Source organism: Steroidobacter agaridevorans (assembly GCF_009932555.1).
Classification (GTDB): Bacteria; Pseudomonadota; Gammaproteobacteria; order Steroidobacterales; family Steroidobacteraceae; genus Steroidobacter; species Steroidobacter agaridevorans.
This window is the reverse complement of sequence record NZ_BLJO01000005.1, coordinates 1-25,501: the sequence shown is the minus strand read 5'-3', so window position 1 is coordinate 25,501 and position 25,501 is coordinate 1. Positions and strand designations below refer to the sequence as shown.

At 63.4% G+C, this 25,501-nt stretch carries 23 protein-coding genes; 9 read left to right on the top strand and 14 right to left on the bottom strand.

Annotated features, from left to right (window positions below; translation table 11 throughout):
* From GYH35_RS18185 to GYH35_RS18175, 3 genes are all read left to right on the top strand, one after another.
* On the top strand, positions 1-226 hold a 226-nt coding region (locus GYH35_RS18185), incomplete at its 5' end, for a hypothetical protein (protein WP_235936810.1).
* Positions 223-2,034 carry an ABC transporter permease gene (locus GYH35_RS18180; RefSeq protein ID WP_161829174.1) on the top strand — a complete coding sequence of 604 codons (1,812 nt, stop codon included), beginning with the start codon at positions 223-225 and terminating at the stop codon, positions 2,032-2,034. The genes GYH35_RS18185 and GYH35_RS18180, both read left to right, overlap by 4 nt.
* Positions 2,031-3,953, top strand: a complete 1,923-nt coding sequence (locus tag GYH35_RS18175; RefSeq protein ID WP_161829173.1) for an ABC transporter permease — start codon at positions 2,031-2,033, stop codon at positions 3,951-3,953. The genes GYH35_RS18180 and GYH35_RS18175 overlap by 4 nt, the downstream gene beginning before the upstream one ends.
* 31 nt (positions 3,954-3,984) lie before the next feature.
* Here the strand turns inward: GYH35_RS18175 and GYH35_RS18170 are convergent, their stop codons facing one another.
* From GYH35_RS18170 to GYH35_RS18160, 3 genes are all read right to left on the bottom strand, one after another.
* Positions 3,985-6,699 (bottom strand): serine/threonine-protein kinase, encoded by a 2,715-nt coding sequence (locus GYH35_RS18170; RefSeq protein ID WP_161829172.1) that lies wholly within the window; start codon positions 6,697-6,699, stop codon positions 3,985-3,987.
* A gap of 4 nt (positions 6,700-6,703) precedes the next feature.
* Positions 6,704-7,258: an ECF-type sigma factor gene (locus GYH35_RS18165; RefSeq protein ID WP_161813093.1), complete on the bottom strand. Its 555-nt coding sequence runs from the start codon at positions 7,256-7,258 to the stop codon at positions 6,704-6,706.
* A 96-nt stretch (positions 7,259-7,354) separates the two neighbouring features.
* Positions 7,355-9,163 carry an ATP-binding cassette domain-containing protein gene (locus GYH35_RS18160; protein ID WP_161829171.1) on the bottom strand — a complete coding sequence of 603 codons (1,809 nt, stop codon included), beginning with the start codon at positions 9,161-9,163 and terminating at the stop codon, positions 7,355-7,357.
* Between the two features lie 25 nt (positions 9,164-9,188).
* Here GYH35_RS18160 and GYH35_RS18155 point away from each other — a divergent pair, with 25 nt between their 5' ends.
* Positions 9,189-9,491: a hypothetical protein gene (locus tag GYH35_RS18155; protein ID WP_161829170.1), complete on the top strand. Its 303-nt coding sequence runs from the start codon at positions 9,189-9,191 to the stop codon at positions 9,489-9,491.
* 3 nt (positions 9,492-9,494) lie between these two features.
* Here the strand turns inward: GYH35_RS18155 and GYH35_RS18150 are convergent, their stop codons facing one another.
* Positions 9,495-10,277 (bottom strand): thioesterase family protein, encoded by a 783-nt coding sequence (locus GYH35_RS18150; RefSeq protein WP_161813096.1) that lies wholly within the window; start codon positions 10,275-10,277, stop codon positions 9,495-9,497.
* Complete coding sequence (locus tag GYH35_RS18145; RefSeq protein WP_161829169.1) at positions 10,274-11,071, bottom strand: helix-turn-helix domain-containing protein; 798 nt, start codon at positions 11,069-11,071, stop codon at positions 10,274-10,276. The genes GYH35_RS18150 and GYH35_RS18145 overlap by 4 nt, the downstream gene beginning before the upstream one ends.
* A gap of 126 nt (positions 11,072-11,197) precedes the next feature.
* Between GYH35_RS18145 and GYH35_RS18140 the strand changes: the two genes are divergently transcribed.
* Together GYH35_RS18140 and GYH35_RS18135 are read left to right on the top strand one after the other, a co-directional pair.
* Positions 11,198-11,608 carry a hypothetical protein gene (locus GYH35_RS18140; RefSeq protein ID WP_202624398.1) on the top strand — a complete coding sequence of 137 codons (411 nt, stop codon included), beginning with the start codon at positions 11,198-11,200 and terminating at the stop codon, positions 11,606-11,608.
* Positions 11,609-11,822: 214 nt separating this feature from the next.
* Positions 11,823-12,527: an outer membrane beta-barrel protein gene (locus tag GYH35_RS18135; RefSeq protein WP_161813098.1), complete on the top strand. Its 705-nt coding sequence runs from the start codon at positions 11,823-11,825 to the stop codon at positions 12,525-12,527.
* Here the strand turns inward: GYH35_RS18135 and hutI are convergent.
* Complete coding sequence (gene hutI / locus GYH35_RS18130; RefSeq protein ID WP_161829168.1) at positions 12,511-13,785, bottom strand: imidazolonepropionase; 1,275 nt, start codon at positions 13,783-13,785, stop codon at positions 12,511-12,513. The genes GYH35_RS18135 and hutI overlap by 17 nt on opposite strands.
* 26 nt (positions 13,786-13,811) lie before the next feature.
* On the opposite strand from hutI, the gene GYH35_RS18125 reads away from it, so the two are divergent.
* The 3 genes from GYH35_RS18125 to hutG are packed head-to-tail and all read left to right on the top strand — an operon-like array spanning position 13,812 to position 17,682.
* Positions 13,812-15,206, top strand: coding sequence for a formimidoylglutamate deiminase (locus GYH35_RS18125; protein WP_202624397.1), 1,395 nt, complete (start codon positions 13,812-13,814; stop codon positions 15,204-15,206).
* Positions 15,203-16,897, top strand: coding sequence for a urocanate hydratase (gene hutU / locus GYH35_RS18120; protein WP_161829167.1), 1,695 nt, complete (start codon positions 15,203-15,205; stop codon positions 16,895-16,897). Before GYH35_RS18125 ends, hutU begins: the two co-directional genes overlap by 4 nt.
* Complete coding sequence (gene hutG, locus GYH35_RS18115) at positions 16,894-17,682, top strand: N-formylglutamate deformylase (RefSeq protein ID WP_161829166.1); 789 nt, start codon at positions 16,894-16,896, stop codon at positions 17,680-17,682. Before hutU ends, hutG begins: the two co-directional genes overlap by 4 nt.
* Here hutG and GYH35_RS18110 read toward each other — a convergent pair.
* From GYH35_RS18110 to GYH35_RS35265, 8 genes are all read right to left on the bottom strand, one after another.
* Positions 17,679-18,062: a response regulator gene (locus GYH35_RS18110; protein ID WP_161829165.1), complete on the bottom strand. Its 384-nt coding sequence runs from the start codon at positions 18,060-18,062 to the stop codon at positions 17,679-17,681. The genes hutG and GYH35_RS18110 overlap by 4 nt on opposite strands.
* A complete protein-coding gene (locus tag GYH35_RS18105; RefSeq protein WP_161829164.1) occupies positions 18,044-19,090 on the bottom strand; it encodes a histidine kinase dimerization/phosphoacceptor domain -containing protein in 1,047 nt (348 codons plus the stop codon). Before GYH35_RS18105 ends, GYH35_RS18110 begins: the two co-directional genes overlap by 19 nt.
* Positions 19,074-20,864 carry an ATP-binding protein gene (locus GYH35_RS18100; protein ID WP_161813104.1) on the bottom strand — a complete coding sequence of 597 codons (1,791 nt, stop codon included), beginning with the start codon at positions 20,862-20,864 and terminating at the stop codon, positions 19,074-19,076. The genes GYH35_RS18105 and GYH35_RS18100 overlap by 17 nt, the downstream gene beginning before the upstream one ends.
* Positions 20,861-21,856 (bottom strand): ATP-binding SpoIIE family protein phosphatase, encoded by a 996-nt coding sequence (locus GYH35_RS18095; RefSeq protein WP_161813105.1) that lies wholly within the window; start codon positions 21,854-21,856, stop codon positions 20,861-20,863. The genes GYH35_RS18100 and GYH35_RS18095 overlap by 4 nt, the downstream gene beginning before the upstream one ends.
* On the bottom strand, positions 21,857-22,261 hold the full coding sequence (locus tag GYH35_RS18090) for an anti-sigma regulatory factor (RefSeq protein ID WP_161813106.1): 405 nt from the start codon (positions 22,259-22,261) through the stop codon (positions 21,857-21,859).
* Positions 22,251-22,634 carry an STAS domain-containing protein gene (locus GYH35_RS18085; RefSeq protein WP_161813107.1) on the bottom strand — a complete coding sequence of 128 codons (384 nt, stop codon included), beginning with the start codon at positions 22,632-22,634 and terminating at the stop codon, positions 22,251-22,253. The genes GYH35_RS18090 and GYH35_RS18085 overlap by 11 nt, the downstream gene beginning before the upstream one ends.
* A gap of 4 nt (positions 22,635-22,638) precedes the next feature.
* Positions 22,639-23,514, bottom strand: a complete 876-nt coding sequence (locus tag GYH35_RS18080; RefSeq protein ID WP_161813108.1) for an STAS domain-containing protein — start codon at positions 23,512-23,514, stop codon at positions 22,639-22,641.
* Positions 23,515-23,710: 196 nt separating this feature from the next.
* A complete protein-coding gene (locus GYH35_RS35265; protein ID WP_161813109.1) occupies positions 23,711-25,285 on the bottom strand; it encodes a putative bifunctional diguanylate cyclase/phosphodiesterase in 1,575 nt (524 codons plus the stop codon).
* Positions 25,286-25,501 lie beyond the last annotated feature (216 nt).

Below are 25,501 nucleotides of genomic sequence, written 5' to 3'. Positions count from 1 at the left end.
AGGCAAGGTGGGTGAGTTGATGAGCCGCGTCCGAAGAGTGAAGTCGGCCCCAGATTTCGCGCTGCCGTCCGAGTTCCATCGCGTACGTGACAACGTCTGGGAGGCGGAACCGGAGGTGTGGGCCGCCGCGGCCTGGTCCGCGGAGACGGTCGTGGAGACGCTTCCACTCGAAGAGATCTTCCTCGCGTACGCACGAACCGACGCCGTCCTGTCTTCCGCAGCATGAATCTCGCGCTCGTCTCCAAGGAGTTGCGCGAGCACGGCGTGGTCGTGGCTGCAGCGATCGCGATCAGTGCGCTTGCGTTGGCGGGTCTGCTGATGCAGTTGAGCGATCTCGGTGGACGATTCCTGGCGCTCCTGAGGTTCACGCCGACGATGGGCGTGTTGCTTGCGATGGTGGCGGGCAATCGCCTCTTCGCGCGCGAGTACGCCGGAAAGACGCAGCTCTTTCTCGAGACGATCCCGGTGTCGCGCCTGCGCGTGGTTCTGACGAAGTGGGCGCTCGGGTGCGTGGTTGTCGTCGGAACCATCGTGCTCGCGTGGTTCACCAACCTTTGGTTCATCCGCCGTACCGAGGTGATGCCGATCGTCGAGGCGTTGCCCGTGCTCGCTGTGGTAGTCGCGTTTGCGCTCTCGCTTTGGTCATTTGCAGCCATGGCAGGAGTGCTCGGACGGTATCGCTACATGATCTGGCTCGCTGCCGGACTGGGTGTGTTCATCGCTACGGCAATCGTTGATCTGCCGCTGACCGATCTGCCGCTGTTCCGACTGCTTGGACGCGATGTCGAGATGGGTATCGGCTCACCTCCGATGTCTGCTTTCATCGCGCCGATTGTAATTACGGTGATGTGCTTCACCGTCGCCATCCTGCTGACTACCGTTGGATCCGGCGCACTGCCAAGTGCGCTTGCGCAACGTATGACCGCGCGCGAGAAGGTCTTCGTGCTGATCTGCATCGCGACCACGCTGGTCGTCGTCGACTTGATCGAACCACAGCCGGACATCCCGCCGTATGAGCTCGTCGATGGAGAGTATGTGACCGTTGGACGCGCACAGGCCAGCGTGCTTGTGACCCCGGCGGTGCCGACCGATCGAGCACATGCACTCGCTGACACTCTCGCAAACGACTTGGATGAGCTCGTTCGTACGTTCGCGATCGTTGCAGAGCCGCGCGTATTCATTGTGCCGCAGAGCGGTTGGGATCGCTGGTACATGCAGCGCGCGTCATTGCGCGGCACAAGCGGCATCGTTCTGAAGGCCGCGCCGGATGTGCCGCAGGATATGTTGCGCGCACATGTCGTTCATTCACTGCTGATCGACGCCACGCTCGGTCGAGCCCAGCGCGAGGACCGTCATGTCCTGCTCGATGGCCTTGCAGCCTGGTGGCCGGTGCGGCAGGACGACGCAACGCGCACGCTATGGCGGTTGCGAGCGGCTGCGTTCCCGGATCGAATCACTGAGCGGCATCTGACGAACTGGTCGAGCACGAGCGAGCAACTGGGTGACTGCATGAGCCAGGCGGTCGCGTTTGCATCGTTCGAAGCGTTGCTGGATATGGTAGGGCGCGAGCGGGCCTTCGATCTGCTTCGTGAGCTGTATGTCCAGCCGCCAGATGATGTTCGTGTTCTGCTCGAGGCATCTCCCGAGGATAGATTGTCGGCGATCGGACTCGAATGGAAAACGCTCGCTGCGCGTACGGAGGCGATGCTCGTGCGGCGGCGTGTCGAACACGCTGCCGCGCTCGCACAGCGCGTTCCGATGAGCGCCCGAGTGGAGGTGCAGCACTCGAAGGCGCAGGGATATAGCGTCCTTACTCACGTCGACGGCCCACGTTCGTATTGGGTGCTTCACCAGACGCTCGGACCCTGGACAGGGGAGGTGGGTGGGCATTCGCGTTTCGATGCGACTGGCGCGTCTGCAGTGCTGCCAGTCTCGCCCGCGAGCGGTACGCGCTTGCTCGTTGCGGTGGAAACCGAAGATGAGGCGCTAGGCTGCCCCGTCCGAATCACGGCAACGAGGCTCGAAGTGAAATGAGCGGCGCACTGCTTCGAAAGGAACTGCGCGAGCTGCTGCCATGGGGCGTGCTGAGCGTCGTGCTTGGCGCGTTCGGTGTTCTTACGGCCTTGCTTCGCCAGCCGGATATGGGACCGCTCAGTCAGACCTATGCGACTCTCGGCGGTCCAGATGCCGTGCTGTTCTGGTTCATTGCGTTCGCAATCGGCGCAGGACTTGCGACGCGCGAGCAGGACGATCGCACACTGGGATTTCTCGATGGTTTGCCGGTCAGCAGATCGCGCGTCTTCTTCACAAAGATGTCGGTGGCGCTCGGGCTCGTGATGCTTGCGCCGGTGGTGCAGTTTACGCTCGTGATCACATTGCATCTGCTCTCGCGCGATTCGTTGGGCCAGTCGCTGAACCTCGATCTGCTGCTGCTGATCTTCGCGCAACATGCGCTCGCCATGAGTGCGGGATTGCTGTTCGGCGCTGCGCTCGGACGGCTGCGGAGCCTCACCTGGCTCGCGTTCGGAAGCCTGGCGGTGGTGCTGCTGCTTGCAATGGAGCATTACCCGAAGATGGCTGTGCTCGACCCGACGGAGCTTCTCGATGTGCGGCTCCATGGCGGTCGTGTGCGCTTCGACGCAGCGGCCGTGCAAACACAACTGGTGTTGTGTGCGGTGGCGGGCTGGCTCGCGTGGCGCGGTTTCACTCGCGTACACCGTGAGCCGATTCTGAATCTGGACCTGTTGACCCGACCCGTCATGAGCGCAGTTGTCTCGACTCTGACGGTTACGGTCATCGGCTTCGGGATGTATCTGCTGGCAAGTCAGGAAGCCGAGAAGGCAGCAGCGTCGGATGTTGTAGATGTGAGCGACGGAGAAGAGTGGTTCTTCGCGCCAACTCCGCCAGCGCAGACGCAAACCCGCTACTACCGCTTTTCCTATGCCGCCGCCAAGGCAGGCGCGGCACGCGAGCTCGCCGCACAAGCCGACACGATTTTCGAACAGGTTCACGAGTTGCTTGGCGTGGCGGCCGGAGATGCAATTCAGGTCGATGCGTCCGGGTCCATGCAGAATACGCACGGAACCGCGTTCTTTGGCCGGGTGCGCATGATTCTCGACGATGAAGCGCCTGTGGTGCTCGCGCATGAAACGGCCCACGTCGCTTCAAGTCGCATGGCGGGTAACGAGCGTGCCTGGCTCTGGGACGCGGCGCCAGCGTTGAACGAAGGACTCGCTACCTGGGTTCACTCGCAATTTGGTGCCACAGAGGAGCAACGAACCGGGCGCCTTGCACTTGCGGTGTTGCACGCACGTCGCGAACTGACCGTTGAGGAGTTCGCAGATCCCGTAACGCTCGGTCGCCTGCGCGATCAGGACATCCAGTATCCTCTGGGCGAGGCATTGATCGCGGCCACGGTGAAGCTGTATGGCAAGGAAGCCGTGCCGAATCTGCTGCGCACATTTGCCGATCCACGACTGCCGAGCAATCTCCAAGGAATCTCCTTATGGCAGGCGGTGTACCAGACGGCCGGCATGGATCTCGGCATCGTACTGGATGAGTTTTACCGCGATATCGACTCGTACGGTGAGCGGCATGCGACGGCGATCTCACAACTGCCGCGCCCACGTGCACGCATCATCACGAACGATGGGGTTTTCGGCGTGCAGGTTCTCGTCGATCGGCCCTTGGCCGAATCGCAGTCGGTGTATGTGCGCTTCAAGCCGGAACCCGACAGTGGGCTGGAGGACATCGATTCGATGCGCGCCGAGCCAGAGTTGCCAGTCTGGCGTCACAGCCGCGAGATTCGCGGCGGTGTGATCTGTGTACAGCCCGGAGTCGCGATTGCCCCATCGCAGGTGTTGTACGAGAGCTGGACGTGCTTGCCGACGGCGGATGCAAGTGAGTGGATATCGGAAGAAGGCCTGAACGAGGGCGCCGCTCCGGCAAACTGATTCGATGAAGCGCTGCGCAGCTCGGCCGTTACTACATCGCGATGGCGCGTTTGGCGCGAGCGGTCTGCGGATGATCAGGGCCCAGTTGTGACTGCAGCGTGGCGAACGATTGCTCGATCAGGTCCTTGCCTTCCGGCTTGCCGGTCGCGACCTGTGCTTCGCCCAGCCGCGCGCGGGCTTCGGCGAGCTCCCAGCTTTGTCCCCACATCACTTGTTCGCGAAGCTTCACTGCTTCTTCCAGCACTGGGGCGGCCTCGGCCGCGCGGCCGTTTTTCAAAAACAATTCGCCTTGAGCGACCAAGGCCTGACCTAACGCAAGTTGCGCCGCAGGGCCGCCGGCGCGGAGTTTGGCGATGACATCCGCGAGTTCGGCGTTCGCTTTCTCGAAGGGCTGTTGATGAGCGGTGAGTCTGGCCTTGGCCAGTCGCGCGCGTTGAGCAAAGAAGTGATCGTCACCAAATTGCTTGCGCGCCAGCGCAAACGACTCGTCCGCCAGCTGAGCCGCGTGCTGGCTTCGTCCGGCCGCGGCATGCGCTTCGGCAAGAAACGTTTGGTTCTGCACGTGCAGGCCGCTGCCTCGCGCGGTGAACTTCTCGGCCATGCGCGAAGCTTCTTCGAGAATCGGAATGGCTTGATCGGGTCGGCCCAGCGTCGTCTGCAATGAGCCGTACTGGCCCATCGATGCAGCCACAGCCGCCGAATCGCCCGAGATCGCGCGCTGGCCTTCGAAAGCATGCTTCAACTCGCGCTCGGCATCGGCGATGCGGCCGACTCGATATGACAGCGTGCCTACATTCGCGCGCATCACCAACGCAGGCACATCTTCGCCAGAACCCAGCGCATCGTGAATCCCCAGCGCCTTCCGATAAGCTGCCGTGGCTTCCTGCAGCCGATTGGCATTCATCAGCGCGATGCCGAGCGAGTTGTAGAGAATAGCCGTCTCGCTGTGATTCTCTCCGGAGAGCGCGATGCGCTCGGCGATCGCCTGCTCATTGGTCGCGATGGAGCCTGCCAGGTCACCTTGCGCGCGGAGCACTCTCGCTTTGACGGTGACCCATTCGAGGTGCTGCTCGGCATAGCGCTTGCGGTCGGTGTTCCAGAATTGTTCGGCCGGTTGCAACAGTTCATCGGCGCGTTGCAGGTTGCCGCGGGCCAGTTCGGCATGGGCGAGCTTCTGTCTGGCCAGCGCCACCGTCTCCGGGTTTGCTTCCGGGCCGGCTTGTTGCAAATAACCTTCGAGCAATGGCACTTGTCCGGCCACATCCTCGAGCGCTCCGTACAAATCGGCGAGCGTCTCCACGACTTTGCCGGCGAGATAAGGATCGTCACGATATTCCTGCAACACTCGCTCGGCGCTGCGATCGAGCATGGCCTTCGCGGTCGTTGGGCCGGAGCCATCCGTTGTCACTGAGTTGCGGAACATGCGCGTCAGATACATGCGCACCGCCTCTTCGCGAGCCGCGGCTCTGCGAGCGATGTCGCGTTCGATGGCGGTGCGCGCCGCTTGTTCGCGAGCCTCGCGAGCTTGCCAGAGGGCGACACTGGCGCCCGCCAGCATGGCGATCAGCGCAGCGGCTGCGGCTGCAGTGCCAACCCGATTTCGACTGACAAACTTGCTGAAGCGATACCACGCGCTATCGGGTCGCGCTTGGATGGGGCGGCCTTGCAGATGATGTTCGATGTCCAGGGCGAAGGCGTCAGCGCTCGCATAACGCTTCGCCGGATCTTTCTTCAGCGCGCGGTTCAAGATGGCGTCGATGTCGCCCCGTAAACGCCGGCCGCGTTGATGATCTCGAGCGGTCGTGCTCGCGAGCGACGCATCGATCTCGGTGATCGCGCGTTCGAGCTGCCCGCCGCCGGTGTGCTTCGGCGAGTAGGGCAGTGCACCCGTCAGCAATTGATAGCTCACGACGCCCAACGAATACACGTCAGTGGCCGTGCTGATCGGCTCGCCTTTGATCTGTTCCGGAGCGGCGTATTCAGGGGTGAATGCGCGCACAGCGAACTGTGTCTGCTCGCCAGGTTGATTCTCCAGCAGCTTGGCGACGCCGAAGTCCAGCAAGCGCACGGAGCCATCGGCCGTCACGAGGATATTGCTGGGCTTCAGGTCGCGATGGACCACGAGGCGCGCGTGCGCATGAGCGACGGCGCGCGCCACTTGCAGGATCAGCTGCAATATTTGGTCGACGGCCGGCGAATGCTCCGCGCAGTACCGGTCGATCGTCACGCCTTCCACATATTCCATGGCCATGAACGGCCGGCCCAAGTCGTCGACGCCGGCGTCGTACAGCCGCGCGATATTGGGATGTTCGAGGGTGGCGAGAATGTCCCGCTCACGCGCCATGCGTTCGGCCAAGCCGCCAATCCAGGTGACGTGCGGCAGCTTGAGGGCGACATTCCGTTTGAAGGTGCCGTCGTCGCGTTCGGCGAGCCACACGCTGCCCATGCCGCCGCGGCCCAGTTCCCGCACCAAGCGGTACGGGCCGACGTGATTGCCGGGCGAAGGCGTGCTGAGGGGAGAGGTATTGATGCCCGTCAGGCTCGTGAACTGCGGCATGTCTCGCAGGAACTCGTCGCTGTCTCGAGTCGCATGCTTCGCCAGCAGTTCGCGGAGCGCCGGCTTGAGTCTTTCGTAATCCCCGGACAGCGAATCGAGCCAGGCCTCGCGTTCGGCCGGCGGCAGATCGAGCGCGGTATCGAGCAGCTCGAACATCTGTTTCCAGTCTTCGGGCCCGATTCTTTGCATGGAGCTACTGTGCCAGCGTCGTGGCCAGAAACAATCGCGCCTTTTCCCAATCGCGCGCCACCGAGCGCACGCTGCGGTCGAGCGCGTCCGCGACTTCTTCCTCGGTCATGCCGGCGAAGTAACGCATCTCCACGACCTTCACCAGTCGCGGATCGATCTTCGCCAGTTCCTGGAGCGCTTCGTGAATCTGAATCACTTCCCGCTCGCGCGGGTCGGTGATGTGCGCGGCCGCCACGTCGATGTCGACATGGATGGCGTCGCCGCCGCGCCGGTCCGCCGACCGACGACGCACGAAGTCCACGACGATGGACCGCATGACCTGCGCGGCATAACCCATGAAATGGCCGCGATCGTTCGCTTCGATGGAGCCGGCCTTGAACAGCCGCAGATAGGATTCGTGAACCAGCGCTGTCGTGTCGAGCAGCGTGAACTGGCCGCTGCGACGCAGCCGGGCGTGGGCCAGCTGCCGCAGATCGTTATAGAGCAGATCGAATAGCTGCTCGACGGCGCCGGCATCGCCCCGCCGTGATGCGTCGAGCAGTAAAGTGACTTGCGACATGGACGTCCGTCGACCCTGACGATGGACGGAAATTTAGCATATGGCGCCGCCACGGCCGTGACGGGCCGCAAGCTCCTGCGTGCCCGGTCCGGGCGTTCAGCTTTTTGCCGCCGCTTCCGACTTCGCTTCGAGCGTCGACCAGCGGTCGAATTTCTCCGCCATCTCGCGCTCCAGGTCTTCGGCCAGCTTGCGATCGGCCTTGATCTGATCGGCGCCTTGCTTGTGATACTCAGCCGAGCTCATGCGCGCAGTCAGCTCTTGCTGCCGCTGCTCGAGCGCCTCGATTTCTGCCGGCAGCTGCGCCAGCTCGCGCGCCTCTTTGTAGCTCAGCTTTACCGGTGCAGGCGCACGAGCAGGAGCTTTGGTTTCTTGCTTCGGCTTCGACGGGGCTGCGGCCAACGGCGCGGGACGCTGTGCGAGCCAATCGCTGTAACCGCCGACATATTCCTGCCATCGGCCGTTGCCTTGCGCGACCAGTGTCTGCGTGACCACGTTATCGAGGAACGTTCGGTCGTGGCTGACGAGCAGCAACGTGCCGGGATAGGTCTGCAAGGTGTCTTCCAGCAGCTCGAGCGAATCGATGTCCAGATCGTTGGTGGGCTCGTCCATCACGAGCACGTTCGCGGGACGCGCGAACAGCCGGGCCAGCAACAATCGATTGCGCTCGCCGCCGGACAGCGCCTTCACCGGCGAGTTGGCGCGCTGTGACGAGAACAGGAAGTCGCCGAGATAAGTCATGACGTGCTTGCGCTCGGTGCCGATCTCAACCCAATCCGAACCCGGGCTGATGGTCTCGACCACGGACTTCTCCGGGTCGAGCTGCTCGCGCAATTGATCGAAGTACGCGACGGCGATGTTGGTGCCGAGGCGCACGTTGCCGCTGTCCGGTTCGAGCTTGCCGAGAATCAGCTTGATGAGCGTCGATTTGCCGGCGCCGTTCGGGCCGATCAAGCCGAGGCGATCGCCGCGCATGATGCGCATGGAAAGATCGCGAACGATCGGGCGATCGCCGAACGACTTCGCGACATCGGTCAATTCCGCGACCAGCTTGCCGGAACGCTCACCCGAATCGAGCGTGAGTTTCACGCTGCCCATTTGCTCGCGTCGCGCAGCGCGCTGGTCACGCAGCGCTTCGAGCCTGCGCACGCGGCCTTCATTGCGAGTCCGCCGGGCTTCGACGCCTTTGCGGATCCAGACTTCTTCCTGCGCCCAGAACTTGTCGAACTTGCGATTCATCACTTCTTCGGCGGCGAGCTGTTCGCTCTTACGCGTTTCGTATGCGGCGAAGTTGCCGGGATACGAGCGCAGCAGGCCCCGGTCGAGCTCGATGATGCGCGTGACGACGCGATCCAGAAACGAGCGGTCGTGAGTGACGACGATCGACGCCGGACCTTTGATCAACAGTTCTTCGAGCGCGGTGATGCCATCGATGTCCAGATGGTTGGTCGGCTCGTCGAGCAGCAGCAGGTCCGGTTCCAACGCCAGCGCCAGAGCCAGTGCGGCGCGTTTGCGTTCGCCGCCCGAAGTGGTTTCGGGAGCGCGCTCGGCGGCGACGCCAAGGCGTTGTAAGAATTCGCTGAGGCGCGCTTCGAGACGCCAGCGTTCGCGCTCGTCGTGGATTTGTTCGAGCTGGCCGCGCACGACCAGGCTGTCGCGCACAGTTTCGGCCGGCGGCAGCAGCGGCTCCTGCTCGACCAGCACGACCTTGAGCCCGTCCAGCCGCGACACTTCGCCGTCATCCAAAGGCGCAAGGCCCGTGATGACTTTCAGTAGCGAGGATTTGCCGGTGCCATTGCGGCCGATGAGGCCGACGCGCTCGCGCTCGTCGATGGCGAAATTGGCCTTATCCAGGAGCGGATGCAGGCCATAGGCGAGTTCGGCATTGCGCAGCGTAAGCAGGGGCATCGGAGGGCGGGAAAGCAGTCGGGGTGTGCATGATACCGGTGCCGGCAAATTCCAGGGCTGGAAATCGCCGGTCCGGCCCTACAATAGCGGCATGCGTATCGCCAAACCCCTGCTGTTAGTGACAACGCCCATCGGGCTGGCCATCGGCCTGTACGAGGGCTGGCGCCTGGCCGGCGGCCTGGTTTTCATCATGGGCGCGCTGATGCTGGTCATCGCCGCTGCATTCGGCTCGGTGGTCTACACGATCCGCAAGGAGCGCGCCGAAGAAGAAGAGCGCAAGAAGGCCCAGGCGAGTCAATCGCCAGCGCCGCCGGGTACCGAATCCTAGTTGTTACTTCGGGCGCCGCTCGATCACCAGGCTCTGGATGGCGCGGCCAAAGTAACCTCGCTCGTCGCCGAGTTTCGCGAACGCGAGGCCCGCGCCGTGGTCTCCCAACCAGGTCTGCGCATCCAGCAGAATCCATTCGCCCACCGGCATGCGCGACAGGCTGATCGTCAGGTCGGCGTTGATGAAGATCCACTCGTTGAAGTCGAGCACCGCCGAGACGCCATTACAGAAATCGCCAGTCATGGCGGCGCGCATCAACGGTGTGATCGGTTCGCCTTCGATGATCTGGCGATGCGCGTGAAACCACACCGCACCGGGACCCAATTCGCCGAATGAGCCGCGCACCGAGCGTAACGTCACGCCGCCAGCGAACTGCTCATAGTTGGTGAAGCGGATCTTGGACTCGCGCCCCTGTTCCGGGCCGGGCAAGGTCACTTGTTCATCGATTACGTCATCGGGCAGTTCCGTTTCCGCCTGTCGAATCTTGAGCACGGTGGCGCGCACGCAGGCGACGCCCTCATGTAACAAAGTCACATTGCAGACCTGGATCTTGCGGCCCTCTCGCTGCACGTCGATTTTGATTTCCAGCGGCGCGACGGGAACGGGTCGTAACAAATCCAACGTCATGCGCGCGACATGCATCGGTTCCCGCATGGGCATGCGCTCGACGGCCCAGGCAATCAACGATGCCGGCGCGCCGCCGTGCTGCATGCTGGGATCCCAGGGCCCGGCGGCGCAGGGCTGGGCGTGGGCGATTGAACCATCGACTCGGTAGACGTAACTCATAACGGCATCTGTCGGAGCGCGGCCGCGGTGGCCGCATCGGCGGGGAAAAAGGATTCCAGCGCCAATTCTGACAGAGTTACATCGATGGGAGTGCCAAAGACCGTGGTGGTGCTGATGAAGCTGAGCACGCCCATCGGCGTCGCCAGTCGCATGGGCACGACGAAGGCGTTGGTGAGTTCGTTGCCATTGCGCCCAGTTGGATGCTCCGGCGCAGGAAGGGCCATCAGCTCTTCCAGCAAAGCCACCAGCACCGGGTCGGCGGAGATTTCAATTTGCCGGCGCAGGCGCGCGAAGATGTGCGCTCGCCACTCGGCAAGATTGACGATCCTTGGCGCCAGGCCATCGGGGTGCAGGCTGGCGCGCAGCACATTCATGGGTGGCGCCAGCAACTCTGCTGTGATGCCGGTCAGCATCGGCGCGACGGCGCGATTGGCGGCGAGCAGGGTCCAGTGCCGGTCGACCGCAATGGCCGGATAGGGCTCGTGACCTTTGAGCACGATTTCCATTGCCTCGCGCGCGGCCTGCAACGAGGGATCGTCCAACTTGCGTTCGGAGAACATGGGTGCGAACCCCGCTGAGATGAGCAACGTATTGCGTTCGCGCAGCGGCACTTCGAGCAGCTCGGCGAGCTTCAACAGCATCTCGCGGCTGGGACGCGAGCGGCCGGTCTCCAGAAAGCTCAAATGTTTGGAGGAGATCTCGGCTTCCACGGAGAAGTCGAGCTGGCTCAGGCGCCGTCGCTGGCGCCATTCGCGCAGCAGATCGCCGATGGGTCGGAGGGCAGTTGCGTTCATGGGGCAGACGATAACGCAGCCGTCGGCCGTCGCTCCATTACCTGTCGGGTAATCGACGCGGCGCCGTGTCCGCGGCCATGCTGAGCCCCGTCAACACTGTCAACGAACACACCGAAGGAGCCTGTCATGAGCCTGATCCAAACTTCCACTTTTCTGCGTCGGATCCTGGTGCTGGACGCCGTCAGCTGCGCTGGCATGGGATTGTTATTGGTGACATTCGGCGGCGGGCTGTCCGGCGTCTTGAACCTGCCGGTGGCGCTGCTTCAACAGGCCAGCATGGTGCTGCTGCCGTTCGCACTGGTGCTGGCGTTTCTGAGCACGCGGGCGCGCTTGCCGCGAGCGGCCGTGTGGGCCGTGATCGTGGGCAACGCGATCTGGGCCATCGATAGCATCGTGCTGTTGTTCACCGGCTGGGTGCAGCCGAGCTTGCTGGGTTACCTGTTCGTCGCGGGGCAGGCTGCGTTCGTCGCGCTGATGGTGGAGCTGGAATATATCGGCCTGCGCAAGTCGGCCGCCGTCACTCCCCTGCATGCGTGAACTGGCGCTGAATATGTCGCCGGTCGACGACTGGCCGCCGCGAAAAAAGCATCGAATGATGCGGCGGCGGCCGGTCGTCGAACCCTCGAGACTGCATCTGACCGGCGCCCGCCTGCGATATGCTGAGATACGCCGTTTCCATTCCGGGGCTTGAAGCGGCGGTCCGACAATTTCGGTAAAGTCAGGTCCCCAACGTCGCAGCATGGGTGATCGCTTGGCATATCAAAAACGAGGTTTTGCTGCCGCCATTGCGGCGGTCGCGCTCGCCGCGGCCGCGCTGCTGCCAACAGCAGAGGCCGCGCAGCCCGGCTTTTACGTCGGCGGCTTCTATGGCCAGAGCGACAAGGACAGCAACATCCAGGACTACAGCGTGTACGCCGCGACGCGGATCTTTCCCAGTCCGGTGGTGCAGCTCACGGTGGAGTCGATCGACGAGAAGCTCGACACGAAGGACGCGTCCTTTGGCTTTCTCGCCGGCTATCGCTTCAACACGCACTTCGCCGTCGAGGGCGGCTACATCGATCTCGGCCGGGTGTCCTATCGGGCCCAGGTCCAAGGCAACGTCACCGGCATTCCGACCGACGCCACGCTCAATTTCGACAGCGAGAGCGCCGGTCTCACCGTGGCGGCGGTGGGCGTCTGGCCGCTGAGCTATCGCTGGGAAGTGTACGGCCGCGCCGGCGCGCTGTTTTCCAGCAACGATTTCAGCATCTATTACGTCGACGTCGAGCAGGACCCGAAGCGCGACCGCTTTTCCGACAGCGACGTCGACTTCCTCGGCGCCGTCGGCACCAGCTTCAACTTCCTCGAGATCTACGATGTGCGCCTGGAGTATCAGCGCATCATCGATGCCGGCGACAAGAACACCGATGAAGCCGACACCGATGTGATTTCGATCGGCATTACCGTGGTGTTTTGAGTTTATTCGCCAGCACGATCTCCACCGGGCGGTGCACGCCCACTTCGGCGCACAGTTGCTCGGGATGACGTAACCGCCAGATGGCCAGGTCGGCCCGCGATCCCACTTCGAGCGTGCCGCGATCCTGCGCCAGCCCCAATGCCCTGGCGGCATTGACGGTCACGCCACGCAGTGTCTCTGCTGCGGTCAAACGAAACATCACGCAAGCCATATTCATCGCCGTGAGCAGCGACGCGATCGGCGAGGTGCCCGGATTGCAGTCGGTCGAGACCGCCATCGGAATATTCAGTTCACGCAGTCGCTCGATGGGCGGCAGCTTGGTCTCGCGCAAGTAATAAAACGCTCCGGGCAGGAGCCCCGCGACGACAGCGCGCTCGGCCATGCGTTGCAGGGAACGCTCGCTCGTATGTTCGAGGTGATCGGCGGAGAGTGCGCCACAGTCGGCGGCGATCTCACCCCCGTTGCCATCGCTCAATTGATCCGCATGCAACCGCGCCGGCAATCCAAGCTCGCGCGCGCGTTCGAAGATGCGACGCGTTTGTTCTTGCGTGAACGCGATGCGCTCACAGAAAACATCGACGGCATCGGCGAGCCTGGCTTTGGCGACGGCCGGCAACATGTCGTCGCAGACATGTCGCACATACTCTTCTTGCCGGCCCATGAACTCTGGCGGCAATGCGTGCGCGCCCAGGAATGTTTTGATCACGGTGAGACCGGTGACTTCGCCAATGCGTTGCGCCACTCGCAGCATCTTCAGCTCGCTGTCGAGATCGAGCCCGTAGCCGGATTTGATTTCCAGCGTCGTGACGCCCTCCGCCGCGAGCGCCAGGGCTCGAGGCAACGATTGTTCGAGCAACTGATCTTCGCTCGCGGTGCGCGTCGCGCGCATCGTCGCAACGATGCCGCCACCGGCGCGCGATATATCCTCGTACGTGGCGCCTCGGAGCCGTGCGGCGAACTCGTTGCTTCGGTCGCCGCCGTAGACGAGATGTGTGTGGCATTCGACCAGCCCGGGCGTGATCCACAGGTCTTCGGCCAGGGTCACGTTGTCGGCCGACCATTGCATGTCGTCGAGTTGCTGGCGGCTGCCAACCCAGGCGATGCGTCCATCCTTGATGGCGAGCGCGGCGTCGCGTAGCTCACCCACTCCGGCCGGGTTTTGTCGGTCATTGTATGCAGGGCCGCCAGTCATCGTGGCCAGGTGGGCGCCCAGCCACAGCCGATCCCAGGCAGGCGTAGTTGCGGTCGAAGATTTCATGGCGGCTCAGTCTTATACTCGGCCGCATGTCCATGCAATCCCGCTATCGCTTCACCTGCGCGTGGCTGGCCGACGGTTGGCATCGCAATGTGGTGATCTCGGTCGATCCTGAAGGCGATATCGTCGACGTCTCCGCGGACGACACTGTCACGGCGGCCAGGATGATCAACGGCGCGGCGATCGCCGGTATGCCAAATATCCACAGTCACGCGTTCCAGCGCGCGATGGCCGGCCTGGTCGAGCAGCGTGGCGGCAAGGACGACAGTTTCTGGACCTGGCGCGAGACCATGTACGACGTGGCCAGCCGCATCACACCGGACTGTCTGAATGGGGTGGCGGCCCAGTTGTATGCAGACATGGTCAAGGCTGGCTACACCTCGGTGTGCGAGTTCCACTACTTGCACAGCCCCGGCGATGCCTCCGGCGAGGCCCATTCTCACGAGCAGCGGTTGGCCATGAGTCAGGCGTTGATGGATGCAGCCTCGACGGCGGGCATCGGGCTGACGCTGCTGCCGACGCTCTATCAAACATCCGACTTTGGCGGCGCGCCGCCGACCGAACGTCAGCGGCAGTTCTCCATGGAGACGCGCGAGTATCTGGATCTGCTCGACGCACTCCGCCAGTCGTCGCAACGTTCGCCGCAGCTCGAAGTGGGCGTGGCATTGCATAGCTTGCGCGCCGTGCCGCCGGAGTCATTGCGGGCGGTGCTCGACTCGCAGCGGAACGGGCAGCCGATTCATATCCACATCGCCGAACAGGAGCGTGAAGTCCAGGCTTGCCTGGAACGCACCGGCAAGCGGCCCATCGAATGGCTGCTCGATAACGCCCCGGTCGATCGCCGCTGGTGCTTGATCCATGCGACGCATGCCACACCGGCCGAGCTGCAGAGCGTCGCCGCTGCCGGCGCAGTGGTCGGATTGTGTCCCACGACCGAAGCGAATCTGGGCGACGGCCTGTTTCCGATGGAAACGCTGCTGGAGGCGGGCGGCGCGTTTGCCATCGGCTCGGACAGTCACATTTCGTTGTCGCCCATCGAAGAGTTGCGCTGGCTCGAATATCAAGCGCGACTGGCGCGTCGACAGCGGGGCGTGTTGACCGACGGCAAGCTGTCTGGCGGCGCGTTGCTCTGGCAGAAGGCATGCACCGCGGGTGCGCGCGTGTCGGGTCGGCCGATCGGTGAACTCACCGCGGGAAAGCGCGCCGACGTTGTCGTGTTGGATATGAACTCGCCCTTGTTCGCGGCGCGCAGCGACGATTCGATCATCGATACATTCGTTTTCTCCGGCACCAGTGAATCGGTGCGCGATGTCATGGTGGGCGGACGCTGGCTGGTCCAGGATCGACGCCATTTCGCCGAGACCGCAGTGGCCGCGGGCTACAAGCGCGCCCTGCAAAAGATGTTCAAGAGGGATCGATCATGAGTGCATTGACCACTCCGGCCCTGGATCGTCGCCAGGGCGCTCGTAATGTACGAGCGCCACGCGGCGCGCAGTTGACGGCGAAAAGCTGGCTCACCGAAGCGCCGCTGCGCATGCTGATGAACAACCTCGATCCGGAAGTGGCCGAGAATCCCGACGAGCTGGTCGTGTACGGCGGCATCGGGCGGGCGGCGCGCAACTGGGAATGTTTCGATCGCATCGTCGACACCTTGCGCGCGCTCAAAGCCGATGAAACGTTGCTGATCCAGTCGGGCAAGCCGGTCGGTGTGTTTCGCACGCACGAAGAAGCGCCGCGCGTGCTGATCGCGAATTCAAACCTGGTGCCGAAATGGTCCACCTGGGAGCATTTCAACGAGCTGGATCGGCGCGGCCTGATGATGTTCGGGCAGATGACGGCCGGCTCCTGGGTCTACATTGGCAGCCAGGGCATCGTGCAGGGCACGCATGAAACATTCGTCGAAATGGGGCGGCGCCATTTTGGCGGTCAGCTGCAAGGCAAGTGGATTCTGACGGCCGGTCTCGGCGGCATGGGCGGCGCGCAGCCGCTGGCGGCGACCATGGCGGGCGCGAGCATTCTTTGCATCGAATGTCAGCAGAGCCGGATCCAGAAGCGTCTCGATACGCGTTACGTCGATGTTCGAGCACCGTCGGTCGATGCGGGCTTGCAGATGATTGCCAACGCGACGGCCAGCGGCCGAGCGATTTCTGTAGCAGTGCTTGGCAACGCGGCGGAGATCTTGCCGGAGCTCGTGGCCCGTGGCGTGCACCCGGATGCGGTGACGGATCAAACGTCCGCGCACGATCTGGTGAACGGCTATCTGCCGATCGGCTGGAGCGTCGAGCAATGGCTCGAGATGCGCACGCGCGATCCGGCGACCGTCGTGAAAGAAGCGCAGCGCTCGGCTGCGATTCATGTCGAAGCCATGCTCGCGTATCACGGCATTGGTGTTCCCGTGTTCGACTACGGCAATAACATTCGCCAGGTGGCGTTCGATGAAGGCGTGAAGAACGCGTTCGATTTCCCGGGATTTGTGCCGGCGTACATACGGCCGTTGTTTTGCCGGGGCATCGGGCCGTTCCGATGGGTGGCGTTGTCGGGCGATCCCGAAGATATCTATCGCACCGACGCGAAGGTGAAAGAGCTCATTCCGGACGATCCGCACTTGCATCGGTGGCTGGACATGGCGCGCGAGCGCATCAGCTTCCAAGGCTTGCCGGCGCGCATCTGCTGGGTCGGGCTCGGGCAGCGGCATCGACTCGGCCTGGCGTTCAACGAAATGGTCGCGGCGGGCGAATTGAGAGGACCGATCGTCATCGGCCGCGATCATCTCGACTCGGGCTCGGTCGCCAGCCCCAACCGCGAAACCGAAGCGATGCAGGACGGTTCGGATGCGGTGTCCGATTGGCCGCTGTTGAATGCGCTGCTCAACACGGCGAGCGGCGCGACCTGGGTGTCGCTGCATCATGGCGGAGGCGTGGGCATGGGCTATTCGCAACACGCCGGCGTCGTGATCGTTTGCGACGGCACCGATGCCGCGGCCAGGCGAATCGCGCGAGTGTTGTGGAACGATCCGGGCAGCGGTGTGATGCGGCACGCCGATGCCGGTTATCCCGAAGCCATCCAGTGCGCTCGGGAGAACAAGCTGCACCTGCCGATGCTGGAGCGTCCATGAACGTTTATGACTTCCACCAGGGCACGCTGCCGCTGCTGATCAGCATTCCGCATGCGGGCACGTTCGTGCCGGAGCCGATCGCACAACGATTCACGTTGGCCGGCGGGCACCTGGCCGATACCGATTGGCACGTCGACAAGCTTTATGATTTCGCGCGCGAGCTGGGCGCTTCCATCCTCAAGGCGAACTACTCGCGCTACGTGGTCGACTTGAATCGTTCGCCGGACTCCGCGTCGCTGTACGTCGGCAATCCCACCTCGCCGGTGTGCCCGCTGCTCACATTCAAAGATGAGCCGATCTACGCCCCCGGTCGCGAGGTCACTGCAACGGAGATCGATGCGCGCATCGAGCAGTTCTGGCAGCCGTATCATCAGCGTCTCGTTGCCGAGTTGAAGACCATCCGCCAGCGCCATGGCTACGCGTTGCTGTGGGACGCGCATTCGATCGCGAGCGAGGTGCCGTCGTTATTTATCGGCGTGCTGCCGGAATTCAACTTCGGTACGCGCGACGGTGCGAGCTGTCCGCGTGCGGTTGCCGATCCGCTGCTCGATCTCGTGACCGCCGACGGCAAGTTCGGTGCAGTGCTGAATGGCCGCTTCAAGGGCGGCTATATCACGATGAAGTATGGTCAGCCGCAGGAAGGCGTTTACGCCGTGCAGTTGGAGCTGTCCCGGCGCGTGTACATGGATGAAGCCGCTGGCACCGGCTGGAATCCGGAGCGGGCGAGATCAGCGCAGGCGCTGATCTCTCAGCTGCTGACTCGCTATCTGAAGGCGCGGGACTAACAAGAGTTCGAATCGACAGCGATGGCGGCGGCTTGCACGGCTGCGATGACTTCGGCTGCTAGAAATGGCTTGCCGATGAATCCCAGCGGCCGCAGGTCAGCCACGCGCTGGCGGACATCTTCGTTGATGTTCGCACTGACGAACAAACATCGGATGCGATGCTGTTCATACAACTGCCGTGCGACGTCGATGCCGCTCGCGCCATGCGCCAGCCGGATATCCATGATGGCAATCGCCGGGCGCTGGTTGGCGACCGCTGCGAGCGCACTGACGCCATCGTGCGCGATCGCGGCGACTCGATGCCCCGCCTCCTCCACCAGGTCCTGCAGGTGGATGGCGATCAGCATCTGGTCTTCGACGATTAGGACTTCGAGTCCCATGTCACCGCGGCTTGCAGCGGGAAGGTGATGTGGGCGGCGTAGCCGTCGGCATGCTCGATGCGCAGCTGTCCGTTCAATTGCCGCACCAGCATGTTGATGAGTCGCGAGCCCAAGCCGCCGGCCGGCTTGTTCGCGCCGCCCGCAGCGATGCCCGGACCGTTGTCGGCGATGGTCACTCGCGCCTGGCCGGCATCGAGCCGACGCAGGCTGACATTGATGATCGCCGGCCGGTCGTCCGGCCGGCCGTGTTTCAAGGCATTCATCACCAGCTCGTTGACGATCAGCGCCAGCGACACGCCGTTTTCGGTCGGCAGTCGCAGCGGCTCGATATCGGTGCGCAGGTCGGCGTGACGCTCGTCGCCGATGCCGGCGCGCGCCAGCTCGGCGCACAGGCCGCTCAGATAAGTCTGCATGTCGATGGAGAGCGGATCGGTGTCTTGATACAGACGCTCGTGAATCGACGCGATGGCAGTGACGCGCGCGATGGCTTTGGCGAATATCTCTCTCGCTCCGGCCTCACGGAATTCGCCGCCTTGCAGGCTCAGCATGCTGAGCACCAATTGCAGGCTGTTCTTGACACGATGATTCACTTCACGCAGCAACATCTCGCGTTCGGCCAGCGAGCGGCGCAACTCGGCCTCGACCCGATGCAGACGCAGTAGCGCGCGGGCGACCGCTTCCAGTTCTTCGGGCTCGACCGGTTCGACCAGAAAGCTGTCCGCGCCCGCCGAGAGCGAACTGACCCGGTCGAGCACGGCGATGTTGGTGGCGGAGACCTGCAGCACCATGATGCCGGCGGTTGCCGGGTCGGTCTTCAGCTGCCGGCAGACATCGATGCCGCTCATGTCGGGCAGGTTCACGTCCAGGACCACGAGCTGCGGCGAGGCGCTGCGCGCGAGACGCAAAGCTTCCTTGCCGGTGCCAGCTTCGAGCACCTGAAACCCGGCGCGGTTGAGGATGCGCGTGGTCGCGTATCGACCCGGTTCGTTGTCGTCGACGTTGAGAATGATTTCAGGCATGGCCGGCATGGTGGATCTCTCCCGAGCTGCCGGCGCGCCGGATCGCGGCTGCGACAGACTCGCGTGACAACTCGCTTTTCAACAACAGTCCGCTCGCGGCGGCAGCTTGCTCTTCGCCGATGTCGTCGGGCCGCTGCGAGGTGAACAGGACGACCGGAATGTGCCGCGTCTCGTCGATGGCCTTGAGCATTTTCAAGACTTCCAGGCCGTGCACGTCGGGCATGGCCAGATCGAGGAAGATCAGGTCGGGATGCGACTGGCGCGCGAGACGCAGGCCATCGTAGCCGCCGCTGGCTTCGATCACTTCGAACGTGCTGCTCGGCAGGAACTGGCGCAGCGCATAGCGTTCGACTTCGCTGTCATCCACGATCAGCACGCGTTGCGCAGTTCTGGCTGCTGGAAGCGCGGGTGTTCCCAGCGGAGCCGACGCTTCCAGGCGTATTGGAATCGCGAGCGACAACACCGAGCCTTTGCCCAGCTCGCTCGCGATATCGATGCTGCCGCCGAGCAAGCCGGCCAGGCGCTGCGAGAGCGGCAGGCCCAGGCCTGTGCCTTTCACAGTCGTCTGCAGCGGATTCTCGACCTGTGTGAACTCGTCGAAAATGCGGCGGTGATTCTCCGGAGCGATGCCGATGCCGGTGTCGGCGACGGAGAACACGATCATGTCGGTATCGGCCGCGAGCTTCGCGGTGACGCGCACCGCGCCGGCTTCGGTGAACTTCAGTGCGTTGGAAATCAGATTGCGCAGGATTTGCGAGACCTTGCCCTGGTCGGTGTGCAGCTCGGGCAACGCGCCGATCTCCTCGAAGCTCAACGATACCGTGTCCTTGATGCTGAGCGGCTTGAACATGCCGCGCAGTGCGCCGAACAGATCGGTGACGTTGAAACTTTCGACGCGCAGCTGCAGCTTGCCCGACTCGACTTTGCGCAGGTCGAGCAGGTCATCCACCATGGTGGCGAGCTGTTCGGCCGCCTGACGAATGTAAGTCACCTGTTTTTCCTGCTCGCTCGTCAGCTCGCCGTCGAGCCGATGCAACAGGATCTTGGACAGCGCCAGGATGGAGTTCACCGGCGTGCGGAATTCATGACTGACGGCCGATAGGAAGCGCGTCTTGGTTTCGTCGGCGAGGCGCAGATGGGCGGCGCGTTCTTCCAGCTCCGCATACAACGCCATCACGCCGCGATTCGTATCCTCGAGCTCGGAGTTGAGTCGCGCCAGCTCTTCCTTGCGCAGGCGCAGTTCTTCCAGGCTGCGCAACAGCTCGCGATTCTGTTGCTGAATTTCGGCGGTGGGATCGTCTGTGCTGTCGGTCGAGAGTTGATCGGCAATCGTCGCAGCTCGCGCGGCCGAGAAGCTATCGGTCCGGCGCGGCAGAAATTTGCCGAGCGTGATGGTCGTGCCGCGGCCCCTGCCGGAATACACATCGAACGTGTCCATCATCCGGCGCGCCGCCACCAGCCCGAGCTTCAGCTCGCCGATGCCCGAGTCGGCGATCGCATCGTCCAGGTTGGCAATGCCCGGCCCGTGGTCGCTGATGATGATTTGCAACAGTGGATTGGCTATAGGCGCGCCGGGTGAGGGAGCTTCCGTCAGCATGAACTCGATGGTGCCGCCGCCGGCATGACGGATGGCGTTGCGCGCCAGCTCCGACACCGCGGTCGCGATGCGAACCTGGTCTTGTGAATCGAAACCGAGCAGGGCACTGACCTGGCGCGCGCGCTGCCGGGCCGCGACGATGTCGCGATCCTGCGCGAGATCCAGGCGTAGCAACGAGCGATTCATGGCGGTGTGCGTCGAATCACAACAATCAGGGAATCGTCGCGGCCGCGCTTGCAGTCCCGATATAACACCCCGGCAATCAACGCCGGATGATGCTGCATCAGTCCAGGATAGCGATCGGCCTGCCAACTGGCAGTCAGCCCGTCCGAGTGCAATATCAACACGGTGCCCGGCTGAACCGGATGCACCAACTCGCGCGGCCGCGAGATCACGTGGCCGACGATGCCGTTGTCGGTCGCGATGCGCTTGGTCTCTGTGCCGTTGATCAATGCCGCTGCGACGTTGCCGACGCCGACGCTGGCGATGCGGCCCGCATCCCAATCGACTTCCAGCAGCGTGACCGCAGCACCGCGCGTCGGACGCAGAGCTTCGTGCAGACTCTGCATGAGTCGCAGCGCCGGCCGATGTTTCTCCGTCTCGAAGACCCGGCACGCCTCGGTGGCGGCCTGCTCGGCGCCGAGCCCATGACCCAGTCCATCGACGGCAACGACCAGCGGTCCTTCGACCCGCTCGTGACAACACCAACGATCGCCGCAAGCGACTTCGCCTGGCTTCGGAACGACCAGCGCGCCAACTTGAGTGCGTCCGGGCGGCGGCTCGCGTGAGTCTTGCCACAGTTGGGCGAGCACAGCGGTGCCTCGCCCGGGCCGCGAATAGATCTCGAAGCGTTGTGACAAACGTTCCATCGCGCCAAGTCCCGTCCCGGGGCTGCTGCTGGTGGAATAACCGTCGCGCAGACACTTGGCCACGTCGTCCATGCCAGGCCCCTTGTCGAGGCCCAGCAGTTCGAGGCCGACGCGGTTGTCACGCGAGATCTTCTGCGCGATCAGCTCGCCGCCGCCGCCATGCTTTACCAGGTTCGTGCCGATCTCGGTCGCGACCAACGCGGCGCGCCCCGCATCTTCCGCATCGAAGCCCAGTTCGGCGGCAAGTGTGGTGATGCCGCGTCGGGCCGGCGCGACGGCACTTGGATCGCCGATCTGAAACTGTTGCATTTACTTCCAACGCGTAATGGTCACGCGAGTGCCTACGCCGGGCTGCGACCAGATATCGAATTCGTGAGAAAGCTTCCGTGCGCCATTCAGTCCCAGACCCAGGCCGTTGCCGGTGGTGAAGCCATCGGTCAAGGCCAGGTCGATGTTGCTGATGCCGGGCCCGCGGTCCTCGAAGGTCAGGCGCACGCCGGCGCGCTTCGGGCCTTGGTTCAGGCGCTCGATGCGCACTTCGCCGCCGCCGCCGTAAGTCAGCGTGTTGCGCGCCAGCTCGCTGGCGGCGGTGATGACTTTGGTTTGATCGACCAGGCTGAAGCCGAGATCCATGGCGAGCGTACGCACGGCTTGACGGACTTTGACCACGTCTTCGCCGGAACGCACGGGCAGCGTGGTCGGTTCAATCGACATGGGTGCCTTCGCCGCCCTCGTCGAGCATCCTGCGCAGCAAGGCCAGGCCGGCGTCGACGTTCAGAGCGGTGCGGATGCCAGGCAGCGACAATCCAAGCTCAACCAGGGTGATGGCAACCGCGGGCTGCATGCCCACGACTACGGTCCTCGCATCGAGGATGCGTGACATGGCCGCGATGTTGCCGAGCATGCGGCCGATGAAGGAATCGACCATTTCCAGCGCGGAAATATCGATCAGGACGCCGCGCGCCTTGGTCGCGACGATCTTGTTGGTGAGATCGTCCTGCAAGGTCATCGCCAGCTCGTCGTGCATGTCGACCTGCACGGTGACCAGCAGACAATCGCCCAGACGCAGAATCGGGACGCGGTCCACGGCTTTATCCTCGCGCGGCGGTCGTGACGCCGCTGGTCACCATGAGTCCCCGGCGTTTCAATGCGAGGGCGAAAGCGTCGGACAAGCTGGCCTTGGTCGCGACCGCCGACAGATCGATGCCGAGATGCACGATGGTCTGCGCGATCTGCGGACGGATGCCGCTGATGATGCAATCCGCGCCCATCAGCTGCGCGGCGGATACAGTCTTGAGCAGATGCTGCGCGACCAGCGTATCGACCGTCGGCACGCCGGTGATGTCGATGACTGCGATGCTCGAGCCGGTGGCGACCAGTCGTTGCAGCAGTGTTTCCATGACAACCTGCGTGCGCTCGCTGTCCAGCGTGCCGATCAGCGGCAGCGCCAGGATGCCGGGCCACAGCTCGACCACCGGCGTCGACAGCTCGATCAATTCTTCCTGCTGGCGCGCGATGACCGATTCACGTGCTTGCTGATAAACCTCGGTGGTGTACAAACCCAGCGAGTCGAGTAGCAGGGTCGTTTCCCACATCGTGTCCGCCAGCGCCTCGGGCTCCTTGAGCAGGCTGGTGCGCAGGCGCGTGAAAATCGGCTGTTTCAGCGAGAACACGAACGTCGCCACTTGCGACGGCGAGAAGCCCTGGGTGGCGCGGCTGCGTGACAGCTCGCCCAGGAACTCACGAATGTCGGACCATTGTGAGCTGCGGGCGTCGAACTGGAGGCCCTTCTGGATATTGCTCACCAACAAGGCGAGGAAGCGCTGCGACTCGTCGCGCAGCTGCGATTCCTGCAGGCGCCCGGCCCGCCAAGCGCCCGATTCCAACTGCAGTCTGACCCACTCGGTGAGGATTTCTTGTTGATGCTGCTCGACAACGGCCGGCAGCCGACTTGCCAGTCGGTTCATCCGCGACTCCTGTATACGGCCTTCGAGAGGCCAGGACCTAAAGGCGCTGGTTAATGGCTAGGAATGGCTCGCTCACGGAGCCTTCGATTTGCCGTCTAGAGGATGCCGGCGCCCACCCGCGAATGACGCCCGACCGTCTGTTACGCGCGACGGCGCGAGACGGTTCCCTGTCTTTGAAATTTTTCTAGCGCGCCGCTCAGGCGCTGACGACTTTCAGCAGATCGGTGTCGTCGTGCAGGCCGAGCGAGCGGCCGTTTAAGAAATCACGGCATTTATTCGCGGGCGCGGGCTCGGCGAACAAATAGCCTTGCGCGTACCGGCAGCCGAGCTTGCGAAGCATGTCCAGCTGCGACCAGCCTTCCACGCCTTCGGCGATCACTTTGATCTTCAGGTGCTCGGCCATCGCGATGATGGCGCCGACGATGGCGTGGTCGTTGGCATCCGTGCCCAGGTCGCGGATGAAGCTGCGGTCGATTTTCAGGTAGTCGACGCGCCAGCGCTTCAGGTAGCTGAGGGAGGAATACCCGGTACCGAAGTCGTCGATAGCGATACGCACGCCCAGGGCGCGCAGATCGTTGATGGCGTCGACGCCAGCTTCGCTCGCGGTCGAGCCATGACGCGCTTCGACCTGGTCGAACATCGCGCCTTCGGTCAGCTCGATCTGCAGCATCGCCGGGCTGATCGAATTGGCCTGCGTCAACTCGGCGATCCGCTGACGCAGATCGCAGCGGGCCAGCTGGCCGGGCGAGACATTGATCGCGACCGGCACCAGTACGGTGTTGCCGGCCTTGCGCCACTGAACCATATCGTCGATGACGCGCTTGATCACGAAGTCGCCGAGCCCCGCGATCAAACCGGTTTCCTCGGCGATGGGAATGAAGCGTGTCGGGGAAACGTAGCCGTCGGTTGGATGTTTCCAACGTACCAGCGCTTCCAAGGTCACGACGCGCCGGGTCTCGATATCGACCAGCGGTTGATAATGCACGTCGAGCTGAGTCTGCGACTCGAGCGCGGCGCGCAGCCGCTCCTCGATGGCAACCCGTTCCTTCAGCTGGCGATCCATCACCGGGCTGAATACCTGGAAGTTGTTCCGGCCGCGGTCCTTGGCTTGATACATCGCCGTGTCCGAATGGCGGAGCAGGGCGCCAACGTCTTCGCCGTCGCGCGGGAACATGCTCACGCCGACGCTCGCAGTTGTCACCAGCGGCTTGCCATCGATTTCCAATGGCGCCGCCAGTGCGCTGGTGATGCGTGATGCGGTTTCTTGAACCTGATTGCTGCTCCTCACGATATTGAGGACCACCACGAATTCATCGCCGCCCATCCGCACCACGACGTCTTCGCTGCGCACGGCATCTTTGATCCGTTGCGAGACAGATTGCAGCAGCTTGTCGCCGGTCTCGTGACCGTGCGTGTCATTGACGTGCTTGAAGCGATCGAGATCGATGAACAGCACTGCCAGCGCCGCTTTCTTGCGGCGGGCTTCTTCGATGGCCGCGGGCAGATGGACCGCGAGGAACAGCCGATTGGGCAAGCCGGTCAACTGATCGTGATGGGCAAGGCGATCCAGCCGCTGCTGCTTTTCCAGCAACTGGGCCTCGATCTTGCGACGGACCATGCCGCCGTGCTCCACCTGCTCGATGAACTGGCGATGCCGCGACTCGGCCTCGACGACACGCTCGTCCAGCTTGCGCATGCGGAGTTGCAGCGTAATCGCCCAGGCGGCGACGGCGGCAAGGGCGGCGATGGCACAAACGGCAAGGTAGAACATTGAGGCGCATTATTATTTCGACGACGGCAGTGTCGCGAAATAGGGTCAGCGCCACCGGATATGGCGCACAGTTTCGGGCCGCACGCCGCACCGGCAGCCAAAACTTCGACGCAGGACCGGTTTGTGACTTAACAGTTGGCAGCTCCTGCACGTCCCTGTGCCCGCTGCATCAGGGCATCCGTGCCCAAGTCAGCTCCTGCACGTCCCTGTGCCCGC